General features: G+C 73.8%; 14 protein-coding genes. 3 read left to right on the top strand and 11 right to left on the bottom strand.

The features are described from left to right. Positions 1-27: 27 nt before the first annotated feature. Positions 28-1467: a peptidase C39 family protein gene (locus ACZ4WZ_RS22145; RefSeq protein WP_467892752.1), complete on the bottom strand. Its 1440-nt coding sequence runs from the start codon at positions 1465-1467 to the stop codon at positions 28-30. Between the two features lie 113 nt (positions 1468-1580). On the opposite strand from ACZ4WZ_RS22145, the gene ACZ4WZ_RS22140 reads away from it, so the two are divergent. From ACZ4WZ_RS22140 to ACZ4WZ_RS22130, 3 genes are all read left to right on the top strand, one after another. Then, positions 1581-2216 (top strand): uridine kinase family protein, encoded by a 636-nt coding sequence (locus ACZ4WZ_RS22140; protein ID WP_467892750.1) that lies wholly within the window; start codon positions 1581-1583, stop codon positions 2214-2216. A gap of 367 nt (positions 2217-2583) precedes the next feature. Further along, complete coding sequence (locus ACZ4WZ_RS22135) at positions 2584-4494, top strand: AAA family ATPase (protein ID WP_467892749.1); 1911 nt, start codon at positions 2584-2586, stop codon at positions 4492-4494. Positions 4495-4615: 121 nt separating this feature from the next. Further along, on the top strand, positions 4616-5989 hold the full coding sequence (locus ACZ4WZ_RS22130; RefSeq protein WP_467892747.1) for an FAD-dependent oxidoreductase: 1374 nt from the start codon (positions 4616-4618) through the stop codon (positions 5987-5989). A 71-nt stretch (positions 5990-6060) separates the two neighbouring features. Here ACZ4WZ_RS22130 and ACZ4WZ_RS22125 read toward each other — a convergent pair whose 3' ends face one another. From ACZ4WZ_RS22125 to ribD, 10 genes are all read right to left on the bottom strand, one after another. Further along, positions 6061-7101, bottom strand: coding sequence for a hemolysin family protein (locus tag ACZ4WZ_RS22125; RefSeq protein ID WP_467892746.1), 1041 nt, complete (start codon positions 7099-7101; stop codon positions 6061-6063). Next, positions 7098-8465, bottom strand: coding sequence for a hemolysin family protein (locus ACZ4WZ_RS22120; protein WP_467892745.1), 1368 nt, complete (start codon positions 8463-8465; stop codon positions 7098-7100). Before ACZ4WZ_RS22120 ends, ACZ4WZ_RS22125 begins: the two co-directional genes overlap by 4 nt. A gap of 201 nt (positions 8466-8666) precedes the next feature. After that, positions 8667-9131: a PH domain-containing protein gene (locus ACZ4WZ_RS22115; protein WP_467892744.1), complete on the bottom strand. Its 465-nt coding sequence runs from the start codon at positions 9129-9131 to the stop codon at positions 8667-8669. A 112-nt stretch (positions 9132-9243) separates the two neighbouring features. Next, positions 9244-10092: an ATP phosphoribosyltransferase gene (gene hisG / locus ACZ4WZ_RS22110; protein WP_467892743.1), complete on the bottom strand. Its 849-nt coding sequence runs from the start codon at positions 10090-10092 to the stop codon at positions 9244-9246. Positions 10093-10162: 70 nt separating this feature from the next. Continuing rightward, complete coding sequence (locus tag ACZ4WZ_RS22105) at positions 10163-10444, bottom strand: phosphoribosyl-ATP diphosphatase (protein ID WP_388943709.1); 282 nt, start codon at positions 10442-10444, stop codon at positions 10163-10165. A 58-nt stretch (positions 10445-10502) separates the two neighbouring features. Continuing rightward, positions 10503-10988: a 6,7-dimethyl-8-ribityllumazine synthase gene (ribH, locus tag ACZ4WZ_RS22100; RefSeq protein ID WP_007262951.1), complete on the bottom strand. Its 486-nt coding sequence runs from the start codon at positions 10986-10988 to the stop codon at positions 10503-10505. A gap of 57 nt (positions 10989-11045) precedes the next feature. Continuing rightward, complete coding sequence (locus ACZ4WZ_RS22095) at positions 11046-12350, bottom strand: bifunctional 3,4-dihydroxy-2-butanone-4-phosphate synthase/GTP cyclohydrolase II (protein WP_467892740.1); 1305 nt, start codon at positions 12348-12350, stop codon at positions 11046-11048. After that, complete coding sequence (locus ACZ4WZ_RS22090) at positions 12347-13000, bottom strand: nicotinamide mononucleotide transporter family protein (protein ID WP_388943704.1); 654 nt, start codon at positions 12998-13000, stop codon at positions 12347-12349. Before ACZ4WZ_RS22090 ends, ACZ4WZ_RS22095 begins: the two co-directional genes overlap by 4 nt. After that, positions 12997-13620, bottom strand: coding sequence for a riboflavin synthase (locus tag ACZ4WZ_RS22085; RefSeq protein WP_467892738.1), 624 nt, complete (start codon positions 13618-13620; stop codon positions 12997-12999). The genes ACZ4WZ_RS22090 and ACZ4WZ_RS22085 overlap by 4 nt, the downstream gene beginning before the upstream one ends. Beyond that, positions 13621-14751, bottom strand: a complete 1131-nt coding sequence (ribD, locus tag ACZ4WZ_RS22080; protein WP_467892736.1) for a bifunctional diaminohydroxyphosphoribosylaminopyrimidine deaminase/5-amino-6-(5-phosphoribosylamino)uracil reductase RibD — start codon at positions 14749-14751, stop codon at positions 13621-13623. Between the last annotated feature and the right edge of the window lie 60 nt (positions 14752-14811).

Raw genomic sequence — 14811 nt, 5'->3', positions numbered from 1 at the left:
TACGGGGCTTTCCCGGAGTCGCGCCCTTCACAGCACCCCGACCTCCCGCAGGGCCCTGACCTGGTCCGCGCCCGGCCGGGCCGGGGCGTAGAGGTAGCAGACGCCGCCGCTGCCCGAGACGGTCTTCCCGGCGGCGTTGCGGCGCTTGGTGCGCAGCCACACGTTCTCCCACTCCCGGCGCTCGTAGACCCGGCGCACCGACGCGCTGTCCGCCGAGTTCGGATCGTTGGCGATCACGTCCCCGGCCGCGGTGAAGCCGATCACGGCCATCAGGTGCCCCGCCGTGCCGTAGCCGGCCCCGGTGAGCTCCTGCGCGAGGAAGGACTGGGAGGTGATGACCGGGATCCCGGCCCGGACCAGGGTCTCCAGCTCGGCCAGGGAGGCCAGCCGGGTGACCACCCCGGCCATATCGCGGTAGGTGGCCGCGTAGGCGGCGTTGAAGGGCCAGTTCCCGCAGCCCTTGTACGCGGCGTCGTACGTCGAGCGGGCGGCGTGGCAGACCTGGGGGTCGGTGTATCCGGGGCGCACCCAGCTCAGGGCGGCCGCGCTCGGCTTGCGGCCCCAGTACTCGATGACCATCTGGGAGGAGGTGGGGCTGCACCAGGCCTCGCCGCCGTTGTCGTACTCGGGGTACCGGCCGGCGTGGACCTCCTGCGAGTAGCGCGGCACCTTCAGCTCGTGCGCCCGGCCCGAGGGGGTGGTGGCCGGGACGGTGAACCGGTCCGGGACGGCGGAGGCCATGGCCCCGGCCAGCCAGACCCTCGGGCCCCGGGCGGCGCCGGGCTTGCGGTGGAGGGTGAGGCGCAGCTGCCAGCCGGTGATGCGCAGGCCGGCGGACGCGGCCGGGGCGTCCACGGCCAGGGTGTCGGTCCAGACGGTGGTCCGGCCGTCGGTCTGGCCGTCGACGGAGGTGCGCCGGATGTCGCCGTCCCCGGCGGCCCAGCGGCCCATCACGTACCAGGGGCCCCGGGTGCCGTCGCCGTAGGCGGGGCGCAGCTCGGTCTGGACCCAGGTGCCGGCCGGGGTGCGGGCGTTCCAGGAGGCGACGGCCTCGGTCGCGGGGACGGTGGAGCGGTGCACGGGCGAGGTCCAGGTGGCGTACTCCCACGTGGTCTTGCGGGCGGTGTGCGGGTCGGTGTACTCGGTGCGGCCGGCCGGGGTCGCGATCTCCAGGCCCGGGCGGGCACCGGCGACGGCGGTGGTGCCGCGGTGCGTGCCGGCCTGCCAGTGGGAGTACGCGTACCAGAACCGGTTGTCGACCGTCCGGGCCGCGGCCGCGCCGCCGCCCGCGGCTCCCCCGGCGGTCCGCTCGGGAGCCCCGGCGCCGGCCGGATCGGAAGCGCCGGTCGGATCGGAGGCGCCCGTCGGGCCGGAGGCCGCCGAGGCCCGGCCTCCGGGGACGGTGGCCGCGGTGGCGGCGGCGAGGGCGACGGCCAGCAGGGCCCTGCGTGGCGTGGGTGCGGTCATCGGCTTGTTCCCCCAGGGGGTCGGTCTGGTGGTGCGGCTGCTCCACCTTTCCAGTTCCCGGCCGCGCGGCGGCGAAGCCCGGGGCCCGTGTCGGGGGCCCTTACCCTGGCCGGGTGGAGCCTCAGCAGTCACTCGAGTCACTCGCGCGGGAGATCGCCGCCCTGCCGCCCTCCCTCGGCCCCGTCCGGCTGGTCGGCATCGACGGGCACGCTGGCTCGGGCAAGAGCACCTTCGCCGAGCGGCTCGCGGCGGCCCTGGGCGGCGCGCCGGTGCTGCACCTGGACGACGTGGCCACCCACGAGCAGCTGTTCGGCTGGCCGGAACGGCTGCGGGCGCAGGTGCTGGAGCCGCTCGCCGCCGGACGGGCCGCGCACTGGGCCGCGTACGACTGGGTGGAACGCCGCTTCGGTCCGGAGCGGGTGCTGGAACCGGCGCCCGTGGTGCTCGTCGAGGGCGTGGGGGCGGGGCGGCGGGCGCTGCGGCCCCATCTGGCGCGGCTGCTGTGGATGGAGACCCCCCGCGAGGAGTCCTGGGGACGCGGACGGAACCGGGACGGGCGCGAACTGTCCGGCTTCTGGGACGGATGGGAGCGCGCGGAGCGCGCGCACTTCTCGGACGACCCTTCGCGCCCCTTCGCCGACACCTTGGTACGCCAGAGCGGTACGGGATACGAGTGGACTTCCGGGGCTTCTGCGACCCCGGGAACGGCCCGTTCGACCACGGAACGTCACGAACTCCCCCAGGCCTGAGCGGGCCCGGGCCGATGGCCGCGCGGGGCTTCCCCGACCCGCTTGACCCGGGCCCGGCAACCGCCGTACGTTCTGAATGCGCGGTCTGCGAAGGCCGCTGCGGACGCGAAGCCCCCGGTTGTTCCCCCGTGATCGGGGGCTTCGCTCTGCCCCGGACCGGTGCGGCACGCGCCGCTCCGCCCACCGCCCTTCACCCTGAGTCACCCCGCGCCTCCCGGGCACGACCACGACCCGTGTCCACCGCACCCTGGGTAAGGTGCGTCACCGCAGGTACGATGCAGCCCTGATTTCATCGGCGGGGTCGGCAAACTCGCGTGCGCGGCGCGGAGTTCGGCGCGCACCACGGGGCATGCTTGTGGGGGATGTGATGGACTTCGGCATGCCGGGCAGCGCACACGCTCCGGCCGAACTCGCCTGGCTGCGCGGGGTCGACGCCTGCACGATGGGCGCCTACCCGCAGGCCGAGGAGGAGTTCCGCACGGCCGTCGGGCTGGATCCCGCGATGGCCGACGCCTGGCTGGGACTGCACGCGCTGCGAGTGGACACCACCAACGCCTTATTGCGGATGTACGCCCACCGGGACCGCTTCGGCGAGCAGCGCGCCCGGCACCGGCGGACCCTCAACTCCTGGTACTGGCTGGGCTGGTGGGTGCAGCCGGTGCTGGAGAGCCGGCGGGACCTGCTGCTGGCCCACGCCTCGCACTGGCTGGACGGCCGCCACGTGCCCGAGCTGGACCAGGCCCTCGCCGCGCTGCCGCCGGTGGACACCGACCCCCAGGTACGGTTCCTGCACGCCTGCCGGGCCTACCTGGTCAAGGACTGGGACCAGCTCGTACGGCACACCGAGCCGCTGGTGCTCGACCCGCTCCTCGGGATCGAGGCGGGGCTCTTCGGCGGGATGGCGCGGGTCCGGCTCGAAATGTACGGGCAGGCGGAGCCGATGCTGTCGGCCGCGCTGATGCGGTGCCGCAGCGAGCAGCCCCAGCGCAAGGAGCTGCGGTACTGGCTGGCGCGGGCCCGCGAGGGCACCGGGCGCAGCGCGGCGGCGCTGCCGCTGTACCGGGCGGTGCACCGGGTGGATCCGGCGTTCATGGACACCGCGGCGCGGCTGACGGCCATCGAGGACAGCACCGACCCCGACGACATGGCGGGGACGGCCGACGCCTTCGGGTACGGCGGCTACGGCGGCCACCTGAGCGAGGGGTCGGCCGGGCACTACGCGGCGGTCGCGCTGGGCGGCGGGGGCGGCGGCGGGGGGCCGGTCCAGGACATCGCGCCGGACGGGCAGGCGGAGGCCGATCCGCCGACGCCCGGGGATCCGCCGGGGACGGGCCGGGTGGAGGGCGTACGGCACCGGCTGCCGGTGCCCCCGCAGGGCGCCCCGCCCGGAATCCCGGCCGGGCCGGCCGATCCGGCCCTGCTCGCCGAGGCCCTGGCGGAGCTGGAGCGGATGGTGGGCCTGGAGCCGGTGAAGCGGCAGGTGAAGGCCCTGTCGGCGCAGCTGCACATGGCCAGGCTGCGGGCTGCCCAGGGGCTCCCGGTGCAGCCGCCCAAGCGGCACTTCGTCTTCTCGGGGCCCTCGGGCACGGGCAAGACCACGGTGGCCCGGATCCTGGGGCGGGTCTTCTACGCGCTGGGTCTGCTGGGCGGGGACCACCTGGTGGAGGCGCAACGGGCCGACCTGGTCGGGGAGTTCCTCGGGCAGACCGCCGTGAAGGCGAACGAGCTGATCGACTCCGCGATCGGCGGGGTGCTGTTCGTGGACGAGGCGTACAGCCTGTCCAACTCGGGCTACAGCAAGGGTGACGCGTACGGCGACGAGGCCCTCCAGGTGCTGCTGAAGCGGGCCGAGGACAACCGGGACCACCTGGTGGTGATCCTGGCGGGCTACCCGGCGGGGATGGACCGGCTGCTGGCCGCCAATCCGGGACTGTCCTCGCGGTTCACGACCCGCGTGGACTTCCCGAGCTACCGGCCGGGGGAACTGACCGCGATCGGCGGGGTGCTGGCGGAGGCGAACGGGGACTGCTGGGACGAGGAGGCGCGGGAGGAGCTGCGCAGCATCAGCGGGCACGTGGTGGAGCAGGGATGGATCGACGAGCTGGGCAACGGCCGGTTCCTGCGGACCCTGTACGAGAAGAGCTGCGCGTACCGGGACCTGCGGCTGGCCGGTTTCGCCGGTGAGCCCTCGCGGGAGGACCTGGCGACGCTGCGGCTGCCGGACCTGATGCAGGCCTACGGCGAGGTCCTCTCGGGCCGCGGTCCGAGCCCGTCCTGACGCGCCGCGGCGCGAGGCCGCTCCGGCCCGACCGGTGGGGACCGGGGAGGGGGACCCCGGCCCGGCCGAAGATCACCGGGCGGTAGGCTCGACCCGCAACACGGCGCGAAGGAGAGCCTCGATGGCGCGGGTTGCAGTGATCGGCGGCGGTATCAGCGGGCTGGGAACGGCCCTCATGCTCGGGCGGCGGGGCCATCCGGTCACCTTGTTCGAGCAGGACTCCCGGGAGGCCGGGGAGGACCTCGACGGGGACTTCTTCCACTGGGACCGACCCCGGGTCCCGCAAGCCGTCCAGCCGCACTCGTTCCTCGCCCCCGTGCGCACCGTCCTGCGCACGGAGACCCCCGACGTGTACGCGGACCTGCTGGCGCGCGGCGCCCGGGAGTACCACGAGTTCGACTGGTTCGGCGAGCATCCGCCGCACCGGGCCGGCGACGAGGAACTGGTGACCCTGCGCACCCGCCGCATCGTGCTGGAGGCCGCCCTGGCCGCGGCCGTGCGGCGGGAGTCCGCGGTCGACGTGCGGCAGGGCGCCCGGGTGAGCGGCCTCGCCTTCGAGGAGGGCCGTCCTCCCCGGGTCACCGGCGTGCGGGTGGGGGCACGGACGCACCCGGCGGACCTCGTGGTCGACGCCTCGGGCCGGCGCTCGCCGGTTCCCGCGTGGCTCACCGCGGCCGGCTGCCGCCCTCCGGTGGTCGACAGCCACCGCACGGGGCTGGCCTATCTGTGCCGCTGGTACGAGCTGCGGGCCGACGGCCCGCGCCACCCCGGAAGGGTGAAGACCGGCTCCGCCTCACCGTTCGCGCTCGCGGGTGTCTTCCCCTCCGACAACGACACCTTCGCGCTGCACCTGGTCGTCTCGACGGGTGATCCGACCCGTGGCGCGCTCACCGACCCCGCCGTGTTCGAGGCCGCCGCCCGCCGCTTCCCCGCCGCGGCCGCCTGGCTCGGCCTGGACCCCGAGCCGCGGTCACCCGTCCTGGCGATGGCGGGCCTGGACAACCGCTGGACCTCCCTGACCGACGACGCCGGACCCGTGGTGACCGGGCTGGTCAACGCCGGGGACAGCCTGATCCACACCAACCCGACGCTGGGGCACGGCGCCGCCCTCGGGCTGCGCGCCGCCCAGCACCTCGCGGCCCACGCGGACCGGATCGCCGCGGACCCGGCCGGCTACCACGCCTGGACGGTGGAGGCCCTGCGCCCGTGGTTCGACGCCCAGGTCACGGCCGACCAGGGCAACGAGCGGCGCCTCGCCGAGGGCACACCGCTCACGGACCGGCGGGCCGCGGCCGTGGGCGCCTGCGCCTTCGACGACCCCGTGGTCATGAGGGCCCGGGCCCAGGTGCGCCACCTCCTGCGGCCCGCCGCCGAGGCCTACGCCACCGAGGAGGTGGACCGGCACGTCACCGCCTGGCTGGCCGCCCGCCCGGAGTTCTCCCCGGCGCACGACGGCCCGAGCCGGGAGGAGTGGGAGGCGCTCGTCCCGGCCTGAGCCCCGGGGGCGGCCCGTGGCACGCCCGCGCCGGAGGGATCAGGCGCGGGCGGGCGGGCGGGCGGACGGGATCAGGCGCGGGCGGGCGTGCGGTGGGCCGGGTCGCGGACCTCGCCGACCAGCATTTCCAGGACGTCCTCCAGGGCCACCAGGCCCAGGATCCGGCCCGACGGGTCGGCCACCTGGGCCAGGTGGGTGGCGTCGCGGCGCATCACGCTGAGGGCGTCGTCCAGCGGGAGGGTGGAGCACAGCGTGGTCATCCTGCGCCACACGCGCTGCGGGACCGCCCGCTCGCGGTCCTCCAGGTCGAGGACGTCCTTGACGTGGAGGTACCCCATGAAGGCCCCGGTCTCGGAGCGGACGGGGAAGCGGGAGTAGCCGGTGCGCACCGTCAGCTGCTCGATCTGGCGGGGGGTGACGGCCGGGTCCACCGTGACGAGGCGGTCCCGCCTGAGCAGGACGTCGGTGACCGTGCGGCTGCCCAGTTCCAGGGCGTCCTCCAGGCGCTCCTGCTCGACCGGTTCGAGGAGCCCGGCCCGGCGGGAGTCCTTGAGGAGCCGGCCCAGCTGCGCGCTGGTGTAGACGGCCTCCACCTCGTCCTTCGGTTCGACCTTGAACAGTCGCAGGACGAGCGCCGCGCACGCCCCGAGGGCCGTGGTGACGGGGCCGCAGAGGCGGGCGAAGGCGACCAGTCCGGGGCTGAACCACAGCGAGGCCTTCTCGGGGGCGGCCATGGCGAGGTTCTTCGGGACCATCTCGCCGATGACCAGGTGCAGGAAGACCACCGCCGACAGGGCGACCACGTAGCCGAGGGGATGGATCAGGCCCTCGGGCACGTGCGCGGCGTGGAAGGCCGGCTCCAGCAGCCGGGCCACCGTGGGCTCGGCGACCGCCCCGAGGGTGATCGAGCACAGGGTGATGCCGAACTGGGCGGCGGCCATCATGCGCGGCAGGTTCTCCAGGCCGTACAGCACCTGGCGGGCCCGCTTGGACTCGCCGGCCAGGGGCTCGATCTGGCTGCGGCGTACGGAGACGAGCGCGAACTCGGCGCCGACGAAGAAGCCGTTGGCCAGGACGAGGAGCAGGGCGAAGAGCAGCTGGAGCGCGTTCACCGGGCGGCACCTTCGAGCTGGGCGGCCGGCTGGGCGCTCGCGGGGGCCGGCACCGCCGTGAGGCGGACCAGCCGCACCCGCTCCGCGCGGTTGCGCCGGACCTGGCGTACGGACAGCCTCCAGCCGGGCAGCTCGGCGCGGTCCCCGGGGGCGGGGATCCGGCCGAGGAGGTCGGCCACGAGCCCGGCGACGGTCTCGTACGGCCCCTCGGGCACGTCGAGGCCTATCCGGCGCAGGGTGTGCACACGGCAGCTGCCGTCGGCCTCCCAGGAGGGCCGGCCGTCCTCGGCGGGTACGGCGGCCAGTTCGGGGCTGTCGTCCTCGGCCGGGTCGTGCTCGTCGCGGACCTCTCCGACGAGTTCCTCCACGATGTCCTCCAGGGTGACCACGCCGGCGGTGCCGCCGTATTCGTCGACGACCACGGCCATCGGCTGTTCGCTGCGGAGCCGCTCCAGCAGCGGCTGCACCGGCAGGGAGCCGGGAACCAGCAGCGGGGCGACGCAGATCCGGCCGACGGAGGTACGGGCGCGTTCGGACTCGGGCACGGCGAGGGCGTCCTTGAGGTGGACGACGCCGGTGACCTCGTCGATGCGCTCGCGGTAGACCGGGAAGCGGGACAGGCCGGTGGCGCGGGTCAGGTTCAGCACGTCGGCCGCGGTGGCCGTGTCCTGGAGGGCGCTGACCTTCACCCGGGGGGTCATGACGTGCTGGGCGGTGAGCTCGCCCAGCGAGAGGGTCCGTACGAAGAGGTCGGCGGTGTCCTGTTCGAGCGCGCCTGCCTGCGCCGAATGGCGGACCAGGGAGACGAGCTCGCCGGGGGTGCGGGCGGAGGCCATCTCCTCGGCCGGCTCGACGCCCAGCGCCCGCACGAGGCGGTTGGCGACGGAGTTGAGGCCGGCGATGACGGGCCGGAACGCCCGGGAGAAGACCAGCTGCGGGCCGGCCACGAAACGGGCGACCTGGAGCGGCCGGGAGACCGCCCAGTTCTTCGGGACGAGCTCGCCGACGACCATCTGGACGGCGGAGGCGAGCAGCATGCCGATGAAGACGGCGACGCCGGAGACGGCGCCCGCGGGCAGGCCGGTGGCGGTGAGCGGCCCCGACAGCAGGGCCGCGAGGGCCGGTTCGGCGAGCATGCCGACGACGAGTGAGGTGATGGTGATGCCGAGCTGGGTGCCGGAGAGCTGGAAGGACAGCTCCCGCAGGGCTTCGACGACCGTGCGGGCACGGCGGTCGCCCTCGGCTGCGGCGCGCTCGGCCTCGGGCTTCTCGACGGTGACGAGGCCGAACTCGGCCGCCACGAAGAAACCGTTGGCGAGGATCAGTGCGAATGCCGCCACGAGCAGCAGTAGCGGGATGGTCATGCCGCCGCCTCCGTGGGGAGGGCGGCGCGGGTACTACCGGACGGTCCGTCCATTGCTGGAGGGAGTCACTCCTCTGGTCGCAGGTGTGCCCACGGGCCACGGGGTCCCGGGGCGGTGGGAGGGCGCACGGGCGCGCCCCGCCACCAGGGTAGTCATTGAGATCGCCGCCGCAATGGGACGCAGCGGCGCGGCACGGCGGGGTCAGTGGTCGTTCGTGCCGGTTCCGCGGGTTTCGGCGAGGGCGCGCAGGGCGCGGGCGTCGGCGATGGCGCGGGCCCTGGCGATACCGGGCTGGATGCCGAGAACGGGCAGGCTGGTGCCGTCGCTGAGGTCGAGGAACACCCAGGGGTCGCCGGGGCGGAGGTTGACGCGCAGGATCTGCGCCCACGCGAGGCGGCGGGTGGTGGTGAGGTTCACCACGGTGACGCCGCTCTCGTCCGCGACCACCTTGGGGCGGCTGAGCAGGACGAGGACGGAGCTCAGCAGGACGGCGGTGAAGACGAAGCTCATCCGCTCGCCCGGGCCGAGGTTGTCCAGCAGCAGGGCGATCGCCGTGATCGTGGCGAACATCGCCGCACCGACGCTCAGCAGCACCGCCCGGGTGCGGTTCGGCCGGAAGGTGACCGGCAGGGCGGGGGGTGCGGGCTGGGCGGCGGACTCGCTCATGGTGCGCTGGGCCTTCTGGACGGGGCGTGCGGGAGGGAGGGCGCGGGGGTCGTGCGCCGTACGGGGCGGCGGGCCGGGTCCGCGTACGGACCCGGACCCGGCCGGCGGGGCACTAGAGGCGGCAGGCGTGGATCGAGGTGGTGAGGATCGCTCGCGCGCCGAGCTCGTACAGGTCGTCCATGATCCGCTGGGCGTCCTTGGCGGGGACCATGGCGCGGACCGCGACCCAGCCCTCGTTGTGGAGCGGGGAGACCGTCGGGGATTCCAGGCCCGGGGTGAGGGCGACCGCGCGCTCCAGGTGCTCGGCGCGGCAGTCGTAGTCCATCATCACGTAGCTGCGGGCCACCAGGACGCCCTGGAGGCGGCGCAGGAACTGCGCGACCTTGGGGTCGTCGGTGGTGGCGCCGGTGCGGCGGATGACGGTGGCCTCCGACTTGAGGATGGGCTCGCCGATGACCTCGAGGCCGGCGTTGCGCAGGCTGGTGCCGGTTTCGACGACATCGGCGATGACCTGCGCGACGCCGAGCTCGATGGCGGTCTCGACGGCGCCGTCCAGGTGGACGACGGAGGCGTCGATGCCCTGGTCGGCGAGGTGCTTGGCGACGATCCCCTCGTACGAGGTGGCGATCGTCATCCCGCCGAAGTCCTCGGGGCCCTTGGCGGTGCCGGGCTTGGTGGCGTACCGGAAGGTGGAGCGGCCGAAGTTCAGCGGCAGGATCTCCTCGGCGTTGGCGCCGGAGTCCAGCAGCAGGTCGCGGCCGGTGATGCCGATGTCCAGCTTGCCCGAGGCGACGTAGATCGCGATGTCCTTCGGGCGGAGGTAGAAGAACTCGACCTCGTTGTCGGGGTCGACCGTGACGAGTTCCTTGGACTCCTTGCGCTGGCGGTAGCCGGCCTCATGGAGCATCGCCGACGCCGGTCCGGAGAGTGAACCCTTGTTGGGGACGGCGATGCGCAGCATGGGCTTCCTTTGGTGCGTAGGTGAGAAAGTGTGGGCGGGGCCCGGGGGCCCCGGTGCGAAGGGCTCCGGCCTAGAGGTGCGCGTAGACGTCGTCGAGGGAGATCCCGCGCGCCACCATCATCACCTGGACGTGGTAGAGCAGCTGGGAGATCTCCTCCGCGGCGGCTTCCTTGCTCTCGTACTCGGCGGCCATCCAGACCTCGGCGGCCTCCTCGACGACCTTCTTGCCGATGGCATGGACGCCCTTGCCGACGAGCTCGGCGGTGCGGGAGGTGCTGGGGTCGCCGTTGGCGGCCTTGAGCTGGAGTTCACTGAAGAGCTCTTCGAAGCTCTTGGTGGGTGTGTTCGCCATGATGCCTTCAGGGTACGGGTTCACCCGGGGCCCCCGGTGCCGGGGTTCACTCCGTGGACTACCGCCAGGGTTCGCTGACGGTGCGCAGGGTCATGGCGGTGGAGACGGCGGCGGTGACCGCTTCGTGCCCCTTGTCCTCGTTCGACCCTTCGAGGCCGGCGCGGTCCAGCGCCTGCTCGTCGTTGTCACAGGTCAGGACGCCGAAGCCGACGGGGACTCCGGTGTCGATCGACACCTGTACCAGGCCCTGGGTGACGCCCTGGCAGACGTAGTCGAAGTGCGGGGTGCCGCCGCGGATGACCACGCCGAGGGCGACGATGGCATCGTATCCGCGGCCGGCCAGTACCTTCGCGACGACCGGGAGCTCGAAGCTGCCGGGGACGCGCAGCAGGGTGGGCTCGTCGATGCCCAGCTCGTGCAGGGCCCGCAGGGCGCCGTCGACCAGACCGTCCATGACCTTCTCGTGCCACTGGGCCGCGATCACGGCCACCCGGAGGTCTCCGCAGTTCTTCACGCTCAGTTCGGGTGCGCCCTTGCCGCTCACAGCTCTGCTCCTCGGTGTTTCGTTCCGCTGGTGTGTACGAGTGGTGTGTCTGGGTGGTTACTGGTTGCCGCAGGCGGAGGTGTGCACGGCACCCTCCAGCCAGGGCAGGTCGTGGCCCATCCGGTCCCGCTTGGTGCGCAGGTACCGCAGGTTGTGCTCGCCTGCCTCGATGGGCATGGACTCCCGGCCGGAGACGGCGATGCCGTGGCGGACGAGGGCGGCCGACTTGTCGGGGTTGTTGGTCAGCAGCCGGACGCTGCGGACGCCGAGGTCGGCGAGGATCTGGGCGCCGGCGCCGTAGTCGCGGGCGTCGGCGGGCAGGCCCAGTTCCAGGTTGGCGTCCAGGGTGTCGCGGCCGAGCTCCTGGAGCTCGTAGGCGCGCAGCTTGGACAGCAGGCCGATGCCGCGGCCCTCGTGGCCGCGCAGGTAGACGACCACGCCGCGGCCCTCCGCCTGGATGCGGGCCATGGCGGCCTGGAGCTGGGGGCCGCAGTCGCAGCGCTGGGACTGGAAGATGTCTCCGGTCAGGCATTCGGAGTGCATCCGGACGAGGACGCCCTCGCCGTCGCCGACCTCGCCGTGGACGAGGGCGACGTGTTCGACGCCGTCGGCGGTGGAGCGGTAGCCGTACGCCGTGAACTCGCCGACGGCGGTCGGCAGGCTGACCTCGGCCTCGCGGCGCACGGTCGGCTCGGAGGAGCGGCGGTAGGCGATCAGGTCCTCGATGGAGATGATCGTCAGGCCGTGCTTGCGGGCGAAGGGGATCAGCTCGGGCAGCCGCAGCATGACCCCGTCCTCGCCGGCGATCTCCACGATGGCGCCCGCGGGGCGCAGGCCGGCGAGGCGGGCGAGGTCGACGGCGGCCTCGGTGTGGCCGTTGCGGACCAGTACCCCGCCGGCCTTGGCGCGCAGCGGGAAGATGTGGCCGGGGCGGACGAAGTCGCCCGGCTGCGACGTGCCGTTGGCCAGCAGGCGCAGGGTGGTGGCGCGGTCGGCGGCGGAGATGCCGGTGGTGACGCCGTGCTCGGCGGCGGCGTCGACGGAGACGGTGAAGGCGGTCTTCATCGACTCGGTGTTGTTCTGGACCATCTGCGGGAGCTCCAGGCGCTCCAGCTCGTCGCCCTCCATCGGCGCGCAGATCAGGCCCCGGCACTCGCTCATCATGAACGCGACGATCTCGGGGGTGGCCTTCTCGGCGGCGATGACGAGGTCGCCCTCGTTCTCGCGGTCCTCGTCGTCGACGACGACCACGGGACGGCCGGCGGCGATGTCGCGGATGGCCTGCTCGACGGGGTCGAGGAGGAAGGTCTCCTGGGCGCCCGGCGAGGCCGGGTCCGGCACGGACTTGAGGATGGTGGTCATGCCGTTGCTCCTTCGAGGGCCGTGGCGGGGGTGGTGCGCGAGCGCTGGTACCAGTCGTAGGCGCCCCACAGGACGAGCGCGAAGTAGACGACGTAGACGAGGCCGGAGAAGGCCAGGCCGCTGTTGAAGGCGAGGGGGACGCCGACCAGGTCGACGAGGAGCCAGGCGAACCAGAACTCGACGAGGCCGCGGGCCTGGGCCACCATCGCCACGATCGTGCCGACGAAGATGTAGGCGTCGGCCCACGGGCTCCACGACAGGTTCGGGTAGAGGGTGAACAGACCGCCCACGGCGAGGGTGCCGGCGGCCGCTCCGGCGAGGAGCAGTCCGCGTTCCCTCCAGGTGGCGGTGCGCACGGCGATGGAGCCGTCCTGGGCCTTCTGCCGGCCGAGCTGCCAGGCGCGCCAGCCCCAGACGGCGACGGAGATCACCAGGAGCTGCTTGCCGACGCCGCCCGCGAGGTGGGCGGAGGCGTAGGCGGCGACCAGGATGAGGCCGGAGAGGAGCTGCGCGGGCCAGGTCCATATGGAGCGGCGCCAGCCGAGGGCGAGCGCGGCCAGGCCGATCAGGTTGCCGATCATGTCGGACCAGATGACCTTCTGCCCGAAGACCTCGAAGGCCTGGGCGTTGAGCCAGGTCAGGGCGGTCACTGCTCCGTCTCCTTCGCGTGGAGGGGGTTCACGCCGGCGGCCAGCAGGCGCTCGACGTACTTGGCGAGGACGTCGACCTCGAGGTTGACCGGGTCGCCGCTCTGCTTGATGCCGAGGGTGGTCAGCGCGAGGGTGGTGGGGATGAGGCTGATGGTGAAGTAGTCGGCGGCGGCCTCGACCACCGTGAGGCTGACGCCGTCCACAGTGATAGAGCCCTTCTCTACGACGTACCTTGCGAGGTTCTCCGGCAGCGCGACCTTGACGATCTCCCAGTGCTCGGAGGGCGTGCGGGAGATGATCCGGCCGGTGCCGTCGACGTGCCCCTGCACGAGGTGGCCGCCGAGGCGTCCGCCGAGGGCCATGGGGCGTTCCAGGTTGACCCGGGAGCCGGCGGTCAGGGCGCCGAGGCTGGACCGGTTGAGGGTCTCCTGCATGACGTCGGCGGTGAACTCCCCGTCGGCGGTGTCCACCACGGTCAGGCAGACGCCGTTGACGGCGATCGAGTCGCCGTGCTTGGCGCCTTCGGTCACGACGGGTCCGCGCAGGCGGAAGCGGGAGGCCTCGGCGAGCTGCTCGACGGCGGTGACCTCGCCCAGTTCTTCGACGATTCCGGTGAACACTCAGTGCTCCTTGGGGGCGTTGGCGGGAACGGCGGTGATGCGCAGATCGGTGCCGGTGCGGACGGCCTCGGTGATCTCGAGGCGGACCGCGCGGGCGATGTTCGTGATGCCGGCGCCGGCGAGGGCGGCGGGTCCGGCGCCGAGGAGGGCGGGGGCGATGTAGCCGACGACGCGGTCCACGGCCCCGGCCTCCAGGAAGGCTCCGGCGAGGGTGGGGCCGCCTTCGAGGAGGACGGAGCGCACTCCGCGCCCGTACAGCCGCTCCAGGAGTTCGGGGACGGCGACGCGGCCGTCGTGCAGGGGCAGCCGGAGCACGTCGGCACCGGGCAGGTGCGAGGTGTCGGCGTCCTCGCCGGTGACGATCAGGGTGGGGCCGGCGTCGTCGAGGATGCGGGCGGTCGGTGGGAGGCCGGCCCGGGTGTCGACGGCGACGCGCAGCGGCTGGACGGCCCCCTCGATGCCCCGTACGGCCAGGTGCGGGTCGTCGGCGCGCAGGGTGCCGCCGCCGACGAGGACGGCGTCGGCCTCGGCGCGCAGCCGGTGGACGTCGGCGCGGGACTCGGGGGAGGTGATCCAGCGGCTGCTGCCGTCCTCGGCGGCGCTGCGGCCGTCGAGGGTGGCGGCGTACTTCCAGGTGACGTGCGGGCGGCCGAGCCGTACGGAGGTGAGCCAGGCGGTGTTGCCCTGCTCGGCCTCGTCGGCGAGGAACCCGGCCTCGGTGGCGATCCCGGCGGCGCGCAGGGTGGCTCCGCCGCCGCTGGCCTGCGGGTTCGGGTCGGGGACGGCGTAGACCACGCGGGCGATGCCGGCCTCGATGAGGGCCTGGGCGCAGGGACCGGTCCGGCCGGTGTGGTTGCAGGGCTCGAGGGTGACGTAGGCGGTGCCGCCGCGGGCGGCCGGTCCCGCCGCGCGCAGGGCGTGGACCTCGGCGTGGGGGCCGCCGGCCCGCTCGTGCCAGCCTTCGCCGACGACGGCGCCGGCGGGGTCGGTGATGACGCAGCCGACGACGGGGTTGGGGCTGGTGGAGCCGAGTCCGCGGGAGGCCAGCTCGATGGCCCGGCGCATCGCGGTGACGCTCGGGTCGGGTGCTGCCTGCGCGGCGTGTGTCGCCACCGGGTCCTCCTGCCTCATCGGGCACGGACTCCGGGGCCTGTCGGGATACGACAGATGAAGCGGGTGGCACGCGGGGAC

It is taken from the genome of Streptomyces sp. NPDC029122, assembly GCF_055569445.1.
Note: the sequence above shows the minus strand (reverse complement) of the source record. Positions and strands in the feature narration are given on the sequence as shown.

Bases quoted from the DNA above. Each gene is read 5' to 3' on its own strand.
- ACZ4WZ_RS22135 (WP_467892749.1), top strand. From the start codon at position 2,584: ATGGACTTCGGCATGCCGGGCAGCGCACACGCTCCGGCCGAACTCGCC.
- ACZ4WZ_RS22145 (WP_467892752.1), bottom strand. From the start codon at position 1,467: ATGACCGCACCCACGCCACGCAGGGCCCTGCTGGCCGTCGCCCTCGCC.
- ACZ4WZ_RS22120 (WP_467892745.1), bottom strand. From the start codon at position 8,465: ATGACCATCCCGCTACTGCTGCTCGTGGCGGCATTCGCACTGATCCTC.
- ACZ4WZ_RS22130 (WP_467892747.1), top strand. From the start codon at position 4,616: ATGGCGCGGGTTGCAGTGATCGGCGGCGGTATCAGCGGGCTGGGAACG.
- ACZ4WZ_RS22095 (WP_467892740.1), bottom strand. From the start codon at position 12,350: ATGACCACCATCCTCAAGTCCGTGCCGGACCCGGCCTCGCCGGGCGCC.
- ribD (WP_467892736.1), bottom strand. From the start codon at position 14,751: ATGAGGCAGGAGGACCCGGTGGCGACACACGCCGCGCAGGCAGCACCC.
- hisG (WP_467892743.1), bottom strand. From the start codon at position 10,092: ATGCTGCGCATCGCCGTCCCCAACAAGGGTTCACTCTCCGGACCGGCG.
- ACZ4WZ_RS22105 (WP_388943709.1), bottom strand. From the start codon at position 10,444: ATGGCGAACACACCCACCAAGAGCTTCGAAGAGCTCTTCAGTGAACTC.
- ACZ4WZ_RS22115 (WP_467892744.1), bottom strand. From the start codon at position 9,131: ATGAGCGAGTCCGCCGCCCAGCCCGCACCCCCCGCCCTGCCGGTCACC.